Origin of the sequence: Corynebacterium sp. HMSC058E07, assembly GCF_001809885.1 — a bacterium.
GTDB classification, from domain to species: Bacteria; Actinomycetota; Actinomycetes; order Mycobacteriales; family Mycobacteriaceae; genus Corynebacterium; species Corynebacterium macclintockiae.
Genome location: NZ_KV799275.1, coordinates 147,792 through 164,265 on the forward strand (window position 1 = coordinate 147,792; position 16,474 = coordinate 164,265).

General features: G+C 64.6%; 14 protein-coding genes. All 14 read right to left on the reverse strand.

Features of this window, described 5'->3' with window-relative positions; translation table 11 throughout:
• Positions 1 to 46: 46 nt before the first annotated feature.
• Positions 47 to 1,108 (reverse strand): bifunctional diaminohydroxyphosphoribosylaminopyrimidine deaminase/5-amino-6-(5-phosphoribosylamino)uracil reductase RibD, encoded by a 1,062-nt coding sequence (gene ribD, locus HMPREF2678_RS06095; protein WP_043012122.1) that lies wholly within the window; start codon positions 1,106 to 1,108, stop codon positions 47 to 49.
• Positions 1,109 to 1,112: 4 nt separating this feature from the next.
• A complete protein-coding gene (gene rpe / locus HMPREF2678_RS06100) occupies positions 1,113 to 1,781 on the reverse strand; it encodes a ribulose-phosphate 3-epimerase (protein WP_070551385.1) in 669 nt (222 codons plus the stop codon).
• Positions 1,782 to 1,818: 37 nt separating this feature from the next.
• A complete protein-coding gene (locus HMPREF2678_RS06105) occupies positions 1,819 to 3,330 on the reverse strand; it encodes an RsmB/NOP family class I SAM-dependent RNA methyltransferase (RefSeq protein ID WP_070551387.1) in 1,512 nt (503 codons plus the stop codon).
• Positions 3,331 to 3,348: 18 nt separating this feature from the next.
• Positions 3,349 to 4,344 carry a methionyl-tRNA formyltransferase gene (fmt, locus tag HMPREF2678_RS06110; RefSeq protein WP_070551389.1) on the reverse strand — a complete coding sequence of 332 codons (996 nt, stop codon included), beginning with the start codon at positions 4,342 to 4,344 and terminating at the stop codon, positions 3,349 to 3,351.
• On the reverse strand, positions 4,341 to 4,847 hold the full coding sequence (gene def, locus HMPREF2678_RS06115) for a peptide deformylase (RefSeq protein WP_034981977.1): 507 nt from the start codon (positions 4,845 to 4,847) through the stop codon (positions 4,341 to 4,343). The genes fmt and def overlap by 4 nt, the downstream gene beginning before the upstream one ends.
• Positions 4,848 to 4,858: 11 nt before the next feature.
• A complete protein-coding gene (locus HMPREF2678_RS06120) occupies positions 4,859 to 6,922 on the reverse strand; it encodes a primosomal protein N' (protein WP_070551391.1) in 2,064 nt (687 codons plus the stop codon).
• A 31-nt stretch (positions 6,923 to 6,953) separates the two neighbouring features.
• Positions 6,954 to 8,177: a methionine adenosyltransferase gene (gene metK, locus HMPREF2678_RS06125; protein WP_070551393.1), complete on the reverse strand. Its 1,224-nt coding sequence runs from the start codon at positions 8,175 to 8,177 to the stop codon at positions 6,954 to 6,956.
• A 97-nt stretch (positions 8,178 to 8,274) separates the two neighbouring features.
• Positions 8,275 to 9,531: a bifunctional phosphopantothenoylcysteine decarboxylase/phosphopantothenate--cysteine ligase CoaBC gene (gene coaBC, locus HMPREF2678_RS06130; RefSeq protein WP_034994022.1), complete on the reverse strand. Its 1,257-nt coding sequence runs from the start codon at positions 9,529 to 9,531 to the stop codon at positions 8,275 to 8,277.
• A 20-nt stretch (positions 9,532 to 9,551) separates the two neighbouring features.
• Positions 9,552 to 9,833: a DNA-directed RNA polymerase subunit omega gene (rpoZ, locus tag HMPREF2678_RS06135; RefSeq protein WP_034968060.1), complete on the reverse strand. Its 282-nt coding sequence runs from the start codon at positions 9,831 to 9,833 to the stop codon at positions 9,552 to 9,554.
• 39 nt (positions 9,834 to 9,872) lie between these two features.
• Complete coding sequence (gene gmk / locus HMPREF2678_RS06140) at positions 9,873 to 10,448, reverse strand: guanylate kinase (RefSeq protein ID WP_034994024.1); 576 nt, start codon at positions 10,446 to 10,448, stop codon at positions 9,873 to 9,875.
• Positions 10,449 to 10,450: 2 nt separating this feature from the next.
• Entirely contained in the window at positions 10,451 to 10,771 is a 321-nt protein-coding gene (mihF, locus tag HMPREF2678_RS06145) for an integration host factor, actinobacterial type (protein ID WP_034968069.1), read from the reverse strand.
• 280 nt (positions 10,772 to 11,051) lie between these two features.
• Positions 11,052 to 11,876 carry an orotidine-5'-phosphate decarboxylase gene (gene pyrF / locus HMPREF2678_RS06150; protein WP_051873930.1) on the reverse strand — a complete coding sequence of 275 codons (825 nt, stop codon included), beginning with the start codon at positions 11,874 to 11,876 and terminating at the stop codon, positions 11,052 to 11,054.
• Between the two features lie 20 nt (positions 11,877 to 11,896).
• Positions 11,897 to 15,262 carry a carbamoyl-phosphate synthase large subunit gene (gene carB / locus HMPREF2678_RS06155; protein ID WP_035001845.1) on the reverse strand — a complete coding sequence of 1,122 codons (3,366 nt, stop codon included), beginning with the start codon at positions 15,260 to 15,262 and terminating at the stop codon, positions 11,897 to 11,899.
• Between the two features lie 67 nt (positions 15,263 to 15,329).
• A complete protein-coding gene (carA, locus tag HMPREF2678_RS06160) occupies positions 15,330 to 16,466 on the reverse strand; it encodes a glutamine-hydrolyzing carbamoyl-phosphate synthase small subunit (protein WP_034981984.1) in 1,137 nt (378 codons plus the stop codon).
• Positions 16,467 to 16,474 lie beyond the last annotated feature (8 nt).

Sequence of the window (16,474 nt, forward strand, 5' to 3'; positions counted from 1 at the left end):
GTATGTGATTACATACACATTAGCCCACTGTGGGTTAACTCAAGCTTTAGGGGGTGCGCTGCGGTGCCGTCATCGCCCAGCGCACATCAGGACCGAAAACCTCCAGCTCACGCGGTACGAAGCGCCGAATGTCGCCGATAGTTTGGCCCAAGCTGTCGTCGCTGTTTCTTATGGACGCCACCCCCGCTCCCAACACCGCAGGGGCCGCGTAGTACTGCACCTCGTCCACCACGCCGGCGCCAACAAAGGCCGCTGCCACCCGGGAGCCACCTTCGACCAGCAGCGTCCGCACGTCCCGCTTCCACAACTCGTCCAGTACCTCGTGTACATCGCGGGTCTGCAGATGCAGCCCCTCGCCGGGGGCGGAGAACACCCGCGCATCGGCGGGGACCTCGCTGATACCCATGACGACCCGCAGGGGCTGCAGCTCCTCGGCGAAGGGTTCCCCGTTTCCGTCGCGGGCGGTGAGCCGCGGATTATCGGCGGCGATCGTTCCGGTGCCGACCAAGATCGCATCACGGCGGGTCCTATCCCGGTGCGCGGCAATCCGCGCTTCCTCTCCGGTGATCCACTGGCTGGTCTTGTCCACCGCCGCCACTCGTCCGTCGACGGTCGAGGCGATCTTTAACGCGACGTGCGGGCGCTGCTCGGCCATGGAAATCAGCCACGGTTCCACGCTGTACATCTCTGTCCACGCAGGCAGCTGCACGCTGCGGCCGGTGGGGTGCGGTAAGTAGGGGCCGATGACCTCCACGCCAGCCGCCCGGAGCGTGGCCGCCCCGCCCTCGGCCACGGGGTTCGGGTCGGCGAAGAGGAAGTCCACCCTCCGGATGCCGGCGCGGATGAGGGCCTCGGCGCACGGTCCGGTGCGGCCGGTGTGATTGCAGGGTTCCAGGGTGACGATCGCGCGCCCACCGCGTGCGCGATCCCCGGCCTGCTGCAGTGCCATCACCTCGGCGTGCGCCCCGCCGGGGCGCTGCGTGTAGCCGCGGCCGACCACTGCCCCGGCGGGATCCTCAATGACGGCTCCGACCGGCGGATTCGGGCTGGCTAGCTGGGCCGCCTGCCAGCCGAGGCGGTGGGCGTCATGAAAAAGCGAAAGATCCATCGGGCTACGACGCGCTGGCGCGAATAGCCTCCACCGCAGCGGCGGGGTCGTCCTTGCCGAACACGCTGGAACCGGCAACGAAAACGTCCACGCCCGCGGCGGCGGACTCGGCTGCGGTCTCTGCCCCAATGCCGCCGTCAATCTCGATGAGGGTTTCCAGGCCGTCGGCATCGATGCGGCTGCGCAGGGCGCGGACCTTGTCCAGGACCTCAGGCATGAACTTCTGGCCACCAAACCCGGGCTCCACACTCATGACCAGCACGAGGTCGAACTTATCCAGGTGATCCAGCAACGGCTCCACCGGGGTGTTGGGCTTGATAGAAATGCCTGCCATCGTCCCGTGGCCACGCAGCTTATCGGCCAGCGCGATCGCCGCACCCACATCTGCAACTGCCTCCAGGTGGAAGGTCACGGACTGGAAATCGTCGGCGTAGTCTTCTGCCCACTTCTCCGGGTTCTCGATCATCAGGTGCACGTCCAGGTGCTTATCCGTGTGCGGCAGCAGGGACTTCGCCACAGGCAGACCGAAGGAGAGGTTGGGGACGAAATGGTTGTCCATCACGTCGATGTGCAGCCAGTCCGCGTTGGGCACGCGGGCGACATCGCTGGCCAGGTTGGCGAAGTCGGCGGCAAGGATAGACGGGGCGATCAGCGGGGTGCGGGGATTGGACATAGTCTGTGGCCTTTCTATGAAGAGTTTTCTGGTGAAGTTAGTTGGCGGCAGGTCGCAGAGCGGCGAAGAACATGGCGTCCGTGCCGTGGATATGGGGCCACAGCTGCACGAAAGGCGCTGTGCGGTCGGTGTTGGTATCGGCCAGTTCGGGCAGAAACTCGGTGACGTCCAGGATCTCCGCACCCGTGCGGGCGGCGATGGAGCGGACAACCTCGCTAGTCTCCTGCGGATGTGGCGAGCAGGTGGAGTAGATCACCACGCCGCCGGGCGCGGTTGCAGCCAGGGCGGAGGTCAGCAGTTCGCGCTGCAGGGTAACCAGCGGGGCGATGTCCTTGGGGTCCTTGTTCCACCGGGCTTCGGGGCGGCGGCGGAGGGCGCCTAAACCGGAACAGGGCGCATCGACAAGGACGCGTGCGAAGCCCTGCTTGGGGGCGTCGAGTTCGCGGATGGCTTCCAGCTTGCGTCCGTCGCCCACGTGCACGTTAACAGGCAGGTCGCGGACGGTCTGCTGGATGAGCTTGGCGCGGTGCTCGGCGATCTCGATCGCGTCGACCTTAGCCTGCTCCGACAGGGCGACCGATGCGATAAAGGCGGTCTTTCCGCCCGGGCCTGCGCATAAGTCCAGCCAGCGAGCAGGCAGGTCAGCGGACACGGGCACGCGGGTGGTGGCAAGGCCGATCAGCTGGGAGCCTTCGTCTTGCACGCTGGCCATGCCTTCGCGAACCGGAGCGATTTCCCCAGGTGCTCCGTCGTCCAGGTAGACGGCGTAGGGAGAGTACTTGCCCTCCGTGCCGCCGGTGATCAGTGCTAGCTCTTCGCCGCTGATCTGTCCTGGGCGGGCGGCCAGGTGCACGATTGGGCGCGCATCGTCGGCGGCCAGGGCACGCTCCAGCTCCACACGACCGGAGTCCGTCGTCGGGTCCACGCCCAGCGCGTCCGCGAACACCTCCGCGATCCATTCCGGGTGCGCGTTGCGTAGGGCCAGCGCGCCCAGGGAATCCCCTGGAGCCACGCGCTCGACCCACTGCTCTGGCTTCTTGCGCGTCAGCGCGCGCAGCACGCCGTTGACAAATCCAGAGGCCTGGCCCGCGCCAAAGGCCTTCACCAGCTCCACCGAGGTATTCACCGCGGCGTGGTTCTCCACGCGCGTGCGCAGGATCTGGTAGGCGCCCAGGCGCAGAGCATCCAGAGCGACCGAGTCGATCTTCTGAACCTCGCGCCCGGCCGCGTCCGCGATGATCGCGTCCAGCAGTCCACGTGCCCGCAGCGTGCCATAGGTCAGCTCGGTCGCAAATGCGGCGTCACGACCCTTGATTCCGGCTTCCCGCAGCGCCTTCGGCAGCGCAAGATTGCCGAAAGCATCGTCGACGGTCACCGCTCGCAGGACCCCAAAGACGACGTCCCGGACCTTGTCGCCCGATCCCTGGGAGCGGCTCTTGCGCTGCTTATGCACGGGGCGACGTTGCTGGTAGCCCGTAGCGCGCGATGGCTTGTCCTTCTGTGTGTTGCCGCTGCGCGCCGACTCGGAACGAGACCTAAAACCTGCCATGATCCTTGCGTACTTTCCCTAGTTGCTTTCCCGTGCGGTCTCTTGCCGCGCGCTAAACACGGGCTTCCCGGCCAGCAGCTCTTGTTGGCCACGTGCCCACGCCGCGGCCTCCATCATCTTCTTGCCCGGAGGTTGGATGCGGGTGATCTCTAGCGCGTCGGTCCCGGTGCCGACGAATACCTTTTTTGTTGACGCCCACATTTCCCCAGCGCCCAATCCAGTGACCTCGTTCGGGTCGGCTGGCAACAGCATGCCGATCTTGAAGCGCTGGCCGTCCAAGAGGGTCCACGCGCCCGGAGCTGGGGTGTGCGCGCGGGCAACCCGCTGGATGACCTCGGCGGGCTGGGACCAATCGATCTGCGCGTCGGCAGAGTGGATTTTCGGCGCGTGGGTGGCTTCTGCCTCGTCCTGCGGGGTCAGTTCGACCGTGCCCGCCTCCATGGCGACGAGGGTATCGGCCAGCAGCTCGCGGCCGGAATACGTCAGGCTAGCCAGCAGGTCGTCGGCGGTATCCTCCACGGCGATGGGCTGGGTGAGCTGTGCCGCGACCGGGCCCGTATCCAGGCCTTGCTCGATGCGGAAGATGGAAGCGCCAGTGGTCTCGTCGCCCGCTGCCAGGGCGGCCTGTACCGGGGCGGCACCGCGCCAACGTGGCAGCAGTGAATAGTGAAGGTTGACCCAGCCGTGTGCAAAAACGTCCAGGATGTCGGCGGGGATCAGGTTGCCGTAGGCGACGACGGCGCAGGCGCGCACCCCGTCCGCCGCCAGTTCGGACAGCACTGCCCTAGCCTCATCGCCGGATTCAGTTCCGCCCTTCAGGCTGGGCCATTTGTACGTCGGGATGGCGGCCTTCTCCGCGACTTCCGCGACCTTGGACGGGTGCAGGGTGCGGCCGCGGCCACGCTTGGCATCCGGCTGAGTGATCACCGCGACCACCTCGAGGCGCTCGTCGGCGATGAGGTGCTCGAGGGCTACGGCAGCGGGTTCCGGGGTTCCGGCGAAGACGATTTTCACTGCTTGAACCACTCCGATTCGCGGATCTGGCGCATTGCCTCTCGGCGCTGTTCGGTGGACAGGTGCTCAATGAAAAGCACACCGTCCAGGTGATCCGTTTCGTGCTGCACGCAGCGAGCCATCAGGTCAGTGACCTCGCGGTCGACTTCTTCCCCATCCACGGTGGTGCCGCGCAGGCGCACGCGCAGTGCGCGGGTGACATCCCCGTGGACGTCCGGGATGGAAAGGCAGCCTTCGCCACCGGTTTCTGTTTCCTCCCCCACGGCCTCCCAGGTGGGGTTGATGATGTGCCCACGATCCCCGTCACAGTCGTAGACGAAAATACGGCGGGTGATGCCAATCTGGTTGGCGGCCAGTCCCACCCCGCCGTAGTGATCCATGGTTTCCAGCATGTCTTCCACGAGCCGTCGGGTGCTCGCGTCCTGGATCTGTTCTTGTTTCATAGGATCTGCAACGGTCTTAAGTACCGGATCCCCGAAGTAGCGCATGTTTAGCACGGTCATGGTTATCCACCCTAACCGATACGCACGGGATCCATGACAACGCGTAACGCGTCCGGCTGGGGTCCGCGACCGCTGCGGTGAATCGTGCGCACGGACTGTGCCCGGCGCAGCGCCTGCCCCAGTTCTGCTTGATGCTCGGCCGGTACCCGCACCAGCAGGCGCCGGGCGGACTGTCGGGCTTGGGGATCGTGGCTATCGATGCCTGCGGGCAGCCGCACTCCCTGGGGCAATTCCACTGGACCCAGAGTCTCGGCACCTTCCGGCAGCTCCCATCCGGCCTCCAGGTTCTCGATGGAGGCGACGGTGCCGTCGATCGCGGCCACACTATAGGCTGGAGGGAAGGCCGCTTCGGCGCGGTGGGCCAACTCCGCTCGGGCGGAACCCACCGGATCCCACCGAATGAGCTGCTGGGCCGTGGGCAGGTTCGCAGCCCCGGCGAAGATGACCTTTCCGCCTTCGGTGCGCGGAGCCACCAGCGCGGCCGCCTCCATCCAATGGCGTAGCGCAGTTTCCGCCGCCCGCAGATCCTGCCTTCCAAGAAGGATCCACGGATCCACCAGAACCGCCGAACCGTACAGTCCGCCGTCCACCGTCGGCTCGGCGCCGGGGGTGGCAACGACTATGCTCTTGCGCAGCCTCACCTGATCGACCACGTTCTTGCCGCCGCTGGCGATGATCGGGATGCCGGGGAATGCTCGCCCCAGCTCCTCCACTGTCCTGTCGTGGCCAACCACCGCCAGGCGCACGCTATGGTTACCGCAGCTGGAGCATGTAAATAGCCCTGCGGTCTGCCCACACCACCGGCACCTCGGCGGCGCGGCCTCGGCACTCGTAGGCAGCTCCAGGGGGCCGTTGCAGTGCCGGCACCTCGCCGGGGTACGGCACTTCGCACAGCTCAACGCCGGGGCGTATCCCCGCCGGGGAACCTGCACCAGTGCGGGCACGTTGCGCTCCATGCACTCGCGGATCGCCTCGAAGGCCATGGAGGGAATCCGCGCGCCCGGGGCATGCAGCTCCCTCTCGGTTGCCCCGTCGGTCTCCCCCAGCCCGCGGATCCACGGCATGGCCTCCCGCAGTACCTCCGGCAGCGGCGCCAGCGGGTACACCAGCTTCCTATCCACCCACTGCTGCACCTCTGCCGAGCGATGCACCCCGGCAATCAGCAGTCCCGCGCCGGAGTGTTCGGCGTGCAGCGCCAGGGCCTCCCGCGCATGGATATACGGCGCGCGCGGATCCACCAGGTTGTCGTCGGATTCCCCCACCAGCACCATCAGCCGTGGTTTCACCATTGGCAGCAGCGCCGCCGAGCGCGTGCCCACCACCACGCGCGCCTGCCCGGCCAGCACCGAAAGGTAGCGGCGGTATCGGGCGTTCGGGCCTATGGACGCCGTCATCTCCAGCACCTGTGCCGGGTTCATATGCTCTTTCAGGCCTGCTACCAGGCGATCTACCAGGCGCTGGTTGGGTGCCACCACCAGCACACTTCCGTCCGTATTCCAGGCCACGGCGGCTGCCACGGCCGCGATGAGCGTGGGGATGTCGCTGCCTGGGGGCGTCAACAGGCAAGAACGAGCAGGCTTTCCCGCGACGAGCGCGGATAGAAACGCCGTTCCGTGCGTATAGGGCGCAAGGGCGGTCTCGGCTGCCGCGTAGGACTGCGTGGCGGCCTCTTCGACGGACTGCAGCTTGGCACCCAGATCCTCCCAAGCCGCACCGTCCGCGAATAGCCCGGAGGCTTCGGCCGAGGCGTGGCGCGAAGGCACAACCGAACGCAGAATGTCGGAGCGCACCCCGGCGTAGCGATCGGCCAGAGTATTGACGAGCTCCCACAGTGGTTTCGGCAGCACGCGGATAGGGCTGATCACGCGTTCTAGCGGGCGCAGCTGACCGGGATGATCACTGCGTCGACGGCGTTCGATGAGGAAGGCATCGACCAGTCGGCCGGAAAAACGAACGCGGACGCGCACACCCGGCTGGGCGTGGGCGTCCATGTCCTCGGGGACGGCGTAGTCGAAGAGCCGGTCGAGGTGCGGCACGCCCAGCAGCGGCAAGACGCGAGCGACGGGCTGTTCCACAGTGCCTTTATACCCCTTTCCCCGGCGGGCGTTATTTCGCTTCGATGGCCTTCTGCAGTGCCTCTACCCGATCGGTGCGCTCCCACGGCAGATCCAGGTCGGTACGGCCAAAGTGGCCGTAGGCGCTGGTCTGGGCGTAGATCGGGCGCTTCAGGTCGAGTTCCTGCAGGATCGCGGCGGGGCGTAGGTCGAATACTTCGAGCACGGCGGCCTGGATGTCCTCCACCGGGGCCTTTTCCGTGCCGAAGGTTTCGACGTACAGGCCAACCGGGGTGGCACGGCCGATGGCGTAAGCGACCTGCACCTCGGCGCGGTCGGCCAGGCCCGCGGCGACGATGTTCTTGGCTACCCAGCGCATGGCGTAGGCGGCGGAGCGGTCGACCTTGCTCGGATCCTTGCCGGAGAATGCACCACCGCCGTGGCGAGCCATGCCGCCGTAGGTGTCGACGATGATCTTGCGTCCGGTCAGGCCCGCGTCCCCCATCGGACCGCCCAGCACAAAGGAACCGGAGGGGTTGACCAGCAGCGTGTAGTCGGTGTCGGCCAGGTTGCCGCTGAGTCCCGCCTCGTCCAGAACGTACTGCACAACATGGGTGCGGATCTGCTCGTGCAGCCACTCTTGCTCGATGCCGCCGTCGTGCTGGGTGGAGACGACGACGGTATCCAGGCGCACCGGGGTGCCTTCCGCGTCATAGGCGAAGGTCACCTGGGTCTTGCCATCGGGGCGCAGGTGGGGAACGATTCCCTTCTTGCGCACCTCGGTGAGGCGCCGCGACAGGCGGTGAGCCAGGGCGATGGGCAGCGGCATGTACTCCGGGGTCTCGTTGGTAGCGTACCCGAACATCAGGCCTTGGTCGCCGGCGCCCAGGCGGTCGATCTCGTCCAGCTCGGCGCCGCCCTCCGCATCGTGGGAGCGGTGCTCCAGAGCGGTATCCACGCCCTGAGCGATTTCCTGCGACTGCTCGCCGATGGCCACGCTGACACCACAGGTGGAGCCGTCGAAGCCCATGTCGGAGCTGTTGAAGCCGATCTCCAGCAGCGTCTTGCGCACCAGCGCGGGGATCTCCACGTAGGTGGTGGTGCGGATCTCGCCGACGACGTGCACCAGGCCGGTGGTGACGACGGTCTCTACCGCCACGCGCGCCTCGGGGTCTTTGGCTAGAAGTGCGTCGAGGATCTTGTCGGAGATCGCGTCGCAGATCTTGTCGGGGTGCCCTTCGGTGACGGATTCGCTGCTAAATAGGCGCAAAGACACGTGGATTTTTCCTTTTGTGTGGTCTTGACGGCGGTTGCCGTTTTTAGTTAATGGACACATACTAGACCAAGCTGTCTGTATTTGTCACGTAGCCGGTCTAGTTAGTCTCGCACACGGCCTTCCAGATGGCGGCAGCGACCCTCGTCTTGGGCCCCTGGGGAACCTCGATCACCTCGCCGCCCGGGCGCAAGATCCACCCCGCGCTATCGGGTTGCCCGAATACCTTGCCCTCGCCCACCGCGTTGCACATGAGCAGGTCACAGCCCTTCTTCTCAAGTTTCTTGCGGGCAAAATCCAGCGGTGTGCTATCCGCATCGCCTGTCTCCGCGGCAAAACCCACGATCTTTGTTGTGGACGCCACGTCTCCCCGGCTACGGGCCTCCACCACGCCGGCAAGGATGTCTGGGTTCTCGGTCAGATGAACTGTCGTCAGGTCCGCGTCGGAACCCTTCTTCATCTTCGACTCGGCGACCTCTGCAGGGCGATAGTCGGCCACCGCGGCGGCCATGACAACTACATCTGCGCTGCGCGCGTGTTCCATGACCGCGGCTTGCATTTGGCGGGCGGTCTTCACCCGCACGACCTCCGCCCCGCAGGGGGTGGGCAGGTTCTCCGTCACCCCTGCGACAAGGGTGACGCGAGCGCCGCGCTGCGCTGCCACCTCCGCCAGCGCGTAGCCCTGGCGTCCGCTGGACGCATTGCCCAGATAACGCACCGGATCCAACGGCTCGTGGGTGCCACCGGCGCTGATGACCACCCGCTTGCCCTCCAGGTCGCGGCTGAACGCAGTACGATCTCCCAACACGGTGAGCGCCAACTGGCCGATCTGCTCTGGCTCTGGCAGCCTTCCTGGACCGCTATCCGTTCCGGTCAGGCGGCCATGGGCGGGTTCCAGGACGGTGATCCCGTGCCGACGCAACGTGGCGACGTTATCTACGGTGGCGGGATTCTCCCACATCTCAGTGTGCATAGCTGGCGCGAGCACCACCGGACATGTGGCGACTAGACAGCTAGCGGTAAGCAGGTCATCCGCACGCCCGTGCGCGATACGCGCCATGAGGTCAGCAGTGGCGGGCGCTACGACGATCAAGTCTGCCTCTTGGCCGAGGCGTACGTGCTGGACCTCGTCGACGGCGTCAAAAACCTCGGTGGCGACAGGTTGACCCGATAGAGCCTCAAAGGTCGCAGCACCGACGAAGTTCAGCGCCGAGCGAGTGGGAATAACGCGCACCTGGTGGCCCTGCTCGGTGAAGTAGCGGACCAGGTGAGCGGCCTTATATGCAGCAATGCCGCCCCCTACGCCGATAACGACGCGGAGCGGCTGTGTGCTTTCTTCAGCTGATGCAACGTTCACAACGACTCAGCCTAGCTGGTTTAACCCTCGGTGTGTTCCAACAGATCCCGATTGATCTCGCGCAGGGCGATAGACAGGGGCTTCTCGTGAACGTCCGGAGTAACCAGGGGACCAACGAACTCGAACACGCCCTCATCGACAGTCTGGAAGTAGTCGTTGATCTGGCGAGCACGCTTAGCTGCGAAGATGACCAAGGCGTACTTAGAGGAGACCTTCGTCAGCAGCTCGTCGATGGGTGGATTGGTGATGCCCACAGGAGGATCGAATACGGTCTCGTTCGCATTCACGTCCTGATTTTCCACGGTATGCACCTTCTTTGGTGGGTTGTTTGATTATGCGGGTTAGTTCTCTGGCTTAAGGAAGCTACTGATGGCGGCGACGGCCTGGTTCACGTCGTCGTTGACCACCACGTGGTCGAACTCCGACTGCGAAGCCATCTCCACCTTTGCTGTCTGCAGACGGCGCTGGATAACTTCCTCGGTTTCCGTGCCACGGCCAGTCAGTCGTTCCACCAGCGCCTCCCAGGATGGTGGCGCCAGGAAAACCGTCTGCACCTCCGGCAGCAGCTTTTTAACGTTGCGGGCGCCCTCCAGGTCAACCTCGACCAGTACGGGGCGGGATTCCGCTAGAGCGTCCTCGATGGGCTGACGGGGCGTGCCAGAGAGCTGCAGTCCGCCGTGAATTTCCGCCCATTCCAGCATTTTGCCTGCGGCGATGTTCTGTTCGAACTGCTCACGGGTGACGTAGATGTAGTCCTCACCGTCTACCTCCCCTGGCCGGGGATCGCGAGTCGTCATAGACACACTGAAGAACAGATCGGGAACATCACTGCGTAGCCGACGCACGACGGTGGACTTCCCCACCGCCGACGGACCTGCAAGTACGACGATCCGTCCGCTATTCAGGTCCTGGCTCAAAGCTATGCCTCGAAGCCGAAGTGCTCCAGCAGAGCGCGACGCTGACGGTCACCCAGGCCGCGGATACGACGGGTCTCTGCGATCTCCAGCTGCTCCATGATCTCCTTGGCCTTAACCTTGCCAACCTTCGGCAGGGAAACCAGCAGAGCAGAGACCTTCATCTTGCCCAGGGTCTCGTCGGTCTCAGCGTCCTTCAGGACCTGCTTCAGGTCGGTGCCGCCACGCTTCAGCTTCTCGCGCAGTTCTGCGCGTGCCTTGCGTGCCTCTGCTGCCTTCTTCAGCGCTTCTGCTCGCTGCTCATCGGTCAACTGGGGAAGTGCCACGGGTGCCTCCGTATGTAATGCTCGTAAAAAAATGAAAATTATCTGGTCAAAAACCAGCATGCTGTGGGTCCGAAAGGGTACGCCAAGCACCGCTGGATATTAAATTGTCTCGGTCTAATATGCCAACCTGACACACCGAGCCTATGTTCCTGACTACTGTACACGACCTCGTGGACTGCGATAAGCGCAGACAGGGCGCCGCAACGGCAGGCTCGAAACAACGCCCATCAGTGTATCACCTCTAGGCTGATAAACCAGCAAAAGACCCAGCTTATGGCCTCTAGAGGCGCAAGGTAGCGGCGTGCTCAACTACCGCCGCGCGGAGGGCGGCGACGTCTGGCCCTGCCTTGAGTACCCCACGGGAAACATTGGGCGATACCAGGCGCGCTGTCTGCTTTCCTCCAGCGATACGCCGCACATCCTCCATGGTGCCGCCCTGCGCACCGACGCCCGGCATCAGCACCATTCCGCCTACCCTATCCAGGCGGGGCGGTTGGGCTAGCGTGGCACCAACGACCACTCCGAGGTTGCCGGCCTCGCCGTGAACAGAGTTTTCCTCCGCCACCCGGTCGACGATGTGCTGTGCCAGGTTTGCCTCCGAGCCATGGAACAGAGAACGCTGCAGCTCAACGGCCTCCGGGTTGGAGGTTGCCGCCAGCACGATCACTCCCTTGCCGTGCTGTTCACCCAGTTCGATGACTGGACGCAGGGAATCGAAGCCCAGCCACGGGGAGACCGTCACAGCGTCACTGCTTAGCGGCGAGTCCGGATCCAGCCACGCGCGAGCGTAACCCGCCATGGTGGAGCCAATGTCGCCGCGTTTCGCGTCGGCTACCACTAACACGCCAGCGCGACGCAGCTCCGCGATAGACTGCTCCAGTACAGCAAGACCTGCAGAACCGAACTGCTCATAGAAAGCCACCTGGGGCTTGACTACACAGGCGACGTCCGCAAAGGCCTCCACACAGATCTTGCTGAAGGCCTCCACGCCCTCGACATTCGCTGGCAGGCCCCAGGCCTCCAGGATGCTGAGGTGCGGATCCATTCCCACGCAGAGTTGGCCGAAGTTCTCGGCACGCTCGAGGAAACGCTCGCCGAAGGTCAGACGCTCGCCCGAACTTGCGGTCACGAGTGATCAACCTCCTGGATCGGGCGCACGGTGGGCTCTGCGCCCTGCAGCGCCTCGATGCCCTGCACCGCGGCAACGGCGCCCTGAACTGTGGTGACGCACGGCACGCCCATGTTGACGGCGGCAGAGCGGATGTCGTAGCCATCGTGACGCGCCCCGGCGGAGCCGGCTGGCGTGTTCAGAATCAGGTCAACGTCGCCGTCCTTGATCCAATCGCCAACGGTGCGCAGCGGGTTGCCATCGGTATCGACCAGCGGGGTGTTGTCAGCGGCAGCGCGACGCTCGTCGGAGATCTTCGCCACAACCTCACACTCCACGCCGTTGCGACGCAGCATGGCTGCGGTGCCTTGGGTGGCCAGGATCTTGAAGCCCAGGGAGTACAGTCGCTGGATCGGCAGGATCAAGGTCCGCTTGTCGCGGTTCGCCACAGAGACAAAGACGGTGCCCTCGGTCGGCAGGTCGCCGGTGGCCTCCTGGGACTTGGCGAAGGCGGTACCGAAGTCGTCGTCCAGGCCCATGACCTCGCCGGTGGACTTCATCTCTGGGCTCAGCAGGGAATCCAGCACGTGGCCCTCCGGGCTGCGGAAGCGGTTAAAAGGCATCACGGCTTCCTTCACGGCGATCGGGTGGCCCTGCGGCAGGGATCCACCGTCGCGGTCGTGCGGCAGCACGCCTTCCTCGATCAGGTCGGAGATCTTCGTGCCCAGCATGATCCGGGCCGCTGCCTTGGACAGCTGCACGCCCGTGGCCTTGGATACGAAGGGAACGGTACGGGAGGCGCGGGGGTTGGCCTCGATGACGTACAGGATGTCGTCCTTCAGAGCGAACTGGACGTTCATCAGACCCTTTACACCAATACCGTGGGCCAGTGCTGCCGTTGCCTTGCGCACCTTCTCGATGTCCTCGGAGCCCAGCGTCATCGGCGGGATGGCACAAGCGGAGTCACCGGAGTGGATGCCGGCCTCCTCGATGTGCTCCATCACGCCCGCCAGGTACACGCTCTCGCCATCGCACAGCGCGTCGACGTCGATCTCGATGGCGGAATCCAGGAAGCGGTCAACCAATACCGGGTGGTCGTCGGTGATCTCGGTCGCGCGCTGGATGTAGTCGGTCAGGCTTTCGTCGTCGTAAACGATTTCCATACCTCGACCACCCAGAACGTAGGAAGGGCGAACCAGTACCGGGAAGCCAATGCGGGCTGCCACATCGTGGGCCTCCTCAACGCTGGTGGCGGTGCCGAACTCCGGCGCAGGCAGGGCAGCCTTTTCCAGAACCTTGCCGAACTCGCCACGGTCTTCGGCCAGGTTGATGGCCTCCGGGGAGGTACCCACGACCGGCACGCCAGCGTCTGCCAGGCGCTGTGCCAAACCCAGTGGCGTCTGGCCACCCAGCTGCACGATTACGCCAGCGATCTCGCCGGACTCGGCCTCGGCGTGGTAAACCTCCATGACGTCCTCGAAGGTCAGCGGCTCGAAGTACAGGCGGTCGGCCGTGTCGTAGTCGGTGGAGACCGTCTCTGGGTTGCAGTTGATCATCACGGTCTCGTAGCCCACACGGGACAGTTCCAGGGCTGCATGCACACAGGAGTAGTCGAACTCGATGCCCTGGCCGATGCGGTTCGGGCCGGAGCCCAGGATAAGAACCTTCTTCTTGTCCGGCTGCGGTGCAACCTCGGACTCGGCGGCCGGGTCCAGCTCATAGGAGCTGTAGTGGTAGGGGGTCTTCGCCTCGAACTCGGCGGCGCAGGTATCGACGGTCTTGAACACCGGGCGGATGCCCTGTGCCCAACGGAGGGCGCGAACGCCGTCCTCCCCTGCCAGCTCCGGGCGCAGTGCTGCAATCTGCTTATCCGACAGACCCATGTACTTCGCTTCGCGGAGAAGGTCGACGTCCAAGACTGGGGCGTCGATAAGGCGCTGGCGGAACTCGACCAGACCGGCGAGTTCGTGCAGGAACCAGGGGTCGATGCCGGAGGCAGCGTAGACCTCCTCGACGGTGGCGCCCAGGCGCAGAGCGAGCTCGACGTCGTACATGCGCCCCTCGGTCGGGCGCTTCAGATCCTCCAGGACGGCCTGCTTGTCGGTGGCACGCTCGCCGGCGAAAGCCTCGTCCGGGATTGTCCAGAAGCCCGCCTGCTTGGTCTCCAGGGAACGCATGACCTTGTTCAGGCCGGTGATGTAGTTGCGGCCGATGGCCATGGCCTCGCCCACGGACTTCATAGTGGTGGTCAGGGTGTCGTCGGCGCCGGGGAACTTCTCAAAGGCGAAGCGCGGAGCCTTGACGATAACGTAGTCGAGGGTCGGCTCGAAGGCAGCCGGGGTGACCTCGGTGATGTCGTTGCGAACCTCGTCCAGGGTGTAACCGATGGCCAGCTTCGCGGCCAGCTTTGCGATCGGGAAGCCGGTGGCCTTGGAAGCCAGTGCGGAAGAACGGGACACGCGCGGGTTCATCTCAATGGTGATGATGCGCCCGTCCTTCGGGTTCACGGCGAACTGGATGTTGCAGCCGCCGGTGTCCACGCCGACCTCACGCAAGATGGCGATGCCCTGGTCGCGCATCACCTGGAACTCGCGGTCGGTCAGCGTCATGCTGGGGGCAACGGTCATGGAGTCGCCGGTGTGCACGCCGAGGGCGTCCACGTTTTCGATGGAGCAGACGACCACTACGTTGTCCTTGCCGTCGCGCATGAGCTCCAGCTCGAACTCCTTCCAGCCGAGGATGGACTCCTCGATCAACACGTTGGCCTCGGGCGACGCCGCCAGACCACCACCGGCGATGCGCTCCAGATCCTTTTCGTTAAAGGCCAGACCCGATCCCAGGCCACCCATGGTGAACGATGGGCGAACGACGACCGGCAGGCCCAGCTCTGCAACGGTCTCGTGGACCTCCTCCATGTTGTGGCACACGCGCGAACGGGCGGAATCGCCGCCGATCTTCGCAACGATGTCCTTGAACTTCTGGCGATCCTCGCCGCGCTCAATCGCTTCGATGTCTGCGCCGATCAGCTCAACGCCGTACTTATCCAGAATGCCCAGGCGATCCAGCTGGATCGCGGCGTTCAGTGCGGTCTGGCCACCGAGGGTCGCCAGGACAGCGTCGACCTTGTGGCCGGCCTCCTGCTCTTCCTGGAAGATCTTCTCGATGTACTTCGGGGAGATCGGCTCAATGTAGGTGTGATCGGCGAACTCCGGGTCGGTCATGATCGTCGCCGGGTTCGAGTTGATCAGGGTGACGCGCAGCCCCTCTTCCTTCAACACGCGGCAGGCCTGGGTGCCGGAGTAATCGAACTCACAGGCCTGGCCGATAACGATCGGGCCGGAGCCGATGACGAGTACGTGGTTAATGTCTTCGCGACGTGGCATTGGTGTTTTCCCTACTATCCCTGTTGCTGAATCTTCTTCGTTAAAGATCTGTGTTGGCTGTTGGCTGCTAGCTGTTCTTTTCCAAGTTCTCCAGGAACTTATCGAACAGTGGGTTCGCGTCGTGCGGACCAGCTGCGGATTCCGGGTGGTATTGGACGGAGAACGCGCTGCCGTCTACCAGGGCCACGCCCTCGACCACATCGTCGTTGAGGCAAGTGTGGGTCACCTGCGCTTCGCCGAACGGGGTATCGAACTTCTCCAGTGGCTTGCCTTTCAGGGCGAAGCCGTGGTTCTGCGCCGTGATGTCGATCTTGCCGGTCTGGTGATCCAGCACCGGTACGTTGGTGCCGCGGTGGCCGAACTTGAGCTTGTAGGTTTCCATCCCCAGCGCACGCCCCAGCAGCTGGTTGCCGAAGCAGATGCCGAAGAACGGGATCTTGGCTCCCAGGATCTTCTTCAACTCGTCCACCGTCGCGTCGGCCGTCGCGGGGTCGCCCGGGCCGTTGGAGATGAACACGCCGGTCGCGTCGTACTCCCCCATCAGCTGCTGTACCTCTTCGAAGCTGGTGGTCGACGGAACCACCACGCTGCGCACGCCGCGCTTGGCGAACTCGCGAGGGGTGTTGGTCTTGATGCCCATGTCGTAGGCGATGATGGTGTGCTTGCGCTCGCCGTCTGCTTCCACAATGTAAAGCTCGTCGGTGCTGACGTCGCCAGACAGGTCCGCGCCGGCCATCGACGGTTGAGCCTGAACCTGGCTGATCATGTCGTCGTCGGAACTTAGGGCGTCACCACTAAAGATGCCTGCAGCAACCGAGCCCTTGTCGCGCAGGTGGCGGACAATCGCGCGGGTATCCACACCCTGGATGCCGATGATGTCCTGGGCAATCATCTCCTCCGGCAGGCTGCGCTTGGCCCGCCAGTTGCTCACGGAGCGGGACAGGTCGCGGATAACCAGCCCGGCCACCCAGATGTTGTCGCCGCGGGATTCGGAATCCTCGTCGTTCCAGCCCGTGTTGCCGATGTGTGGGGCGGTCGCCACGACAATCTGGCGGTGGTACGAGGGGTCCGTCATGGTCTCCTGGTAGCCGGTCATGGCCGTCGTGAACACGGCCTCGCCGAGGGTGCGACCCGTCGCGCCGAATGCCCTGCCGCGGAAGATCTTCCCATCGGCCAGAACCAGTGCTGCTGGGGTGTAGCTCATTGTGTCTC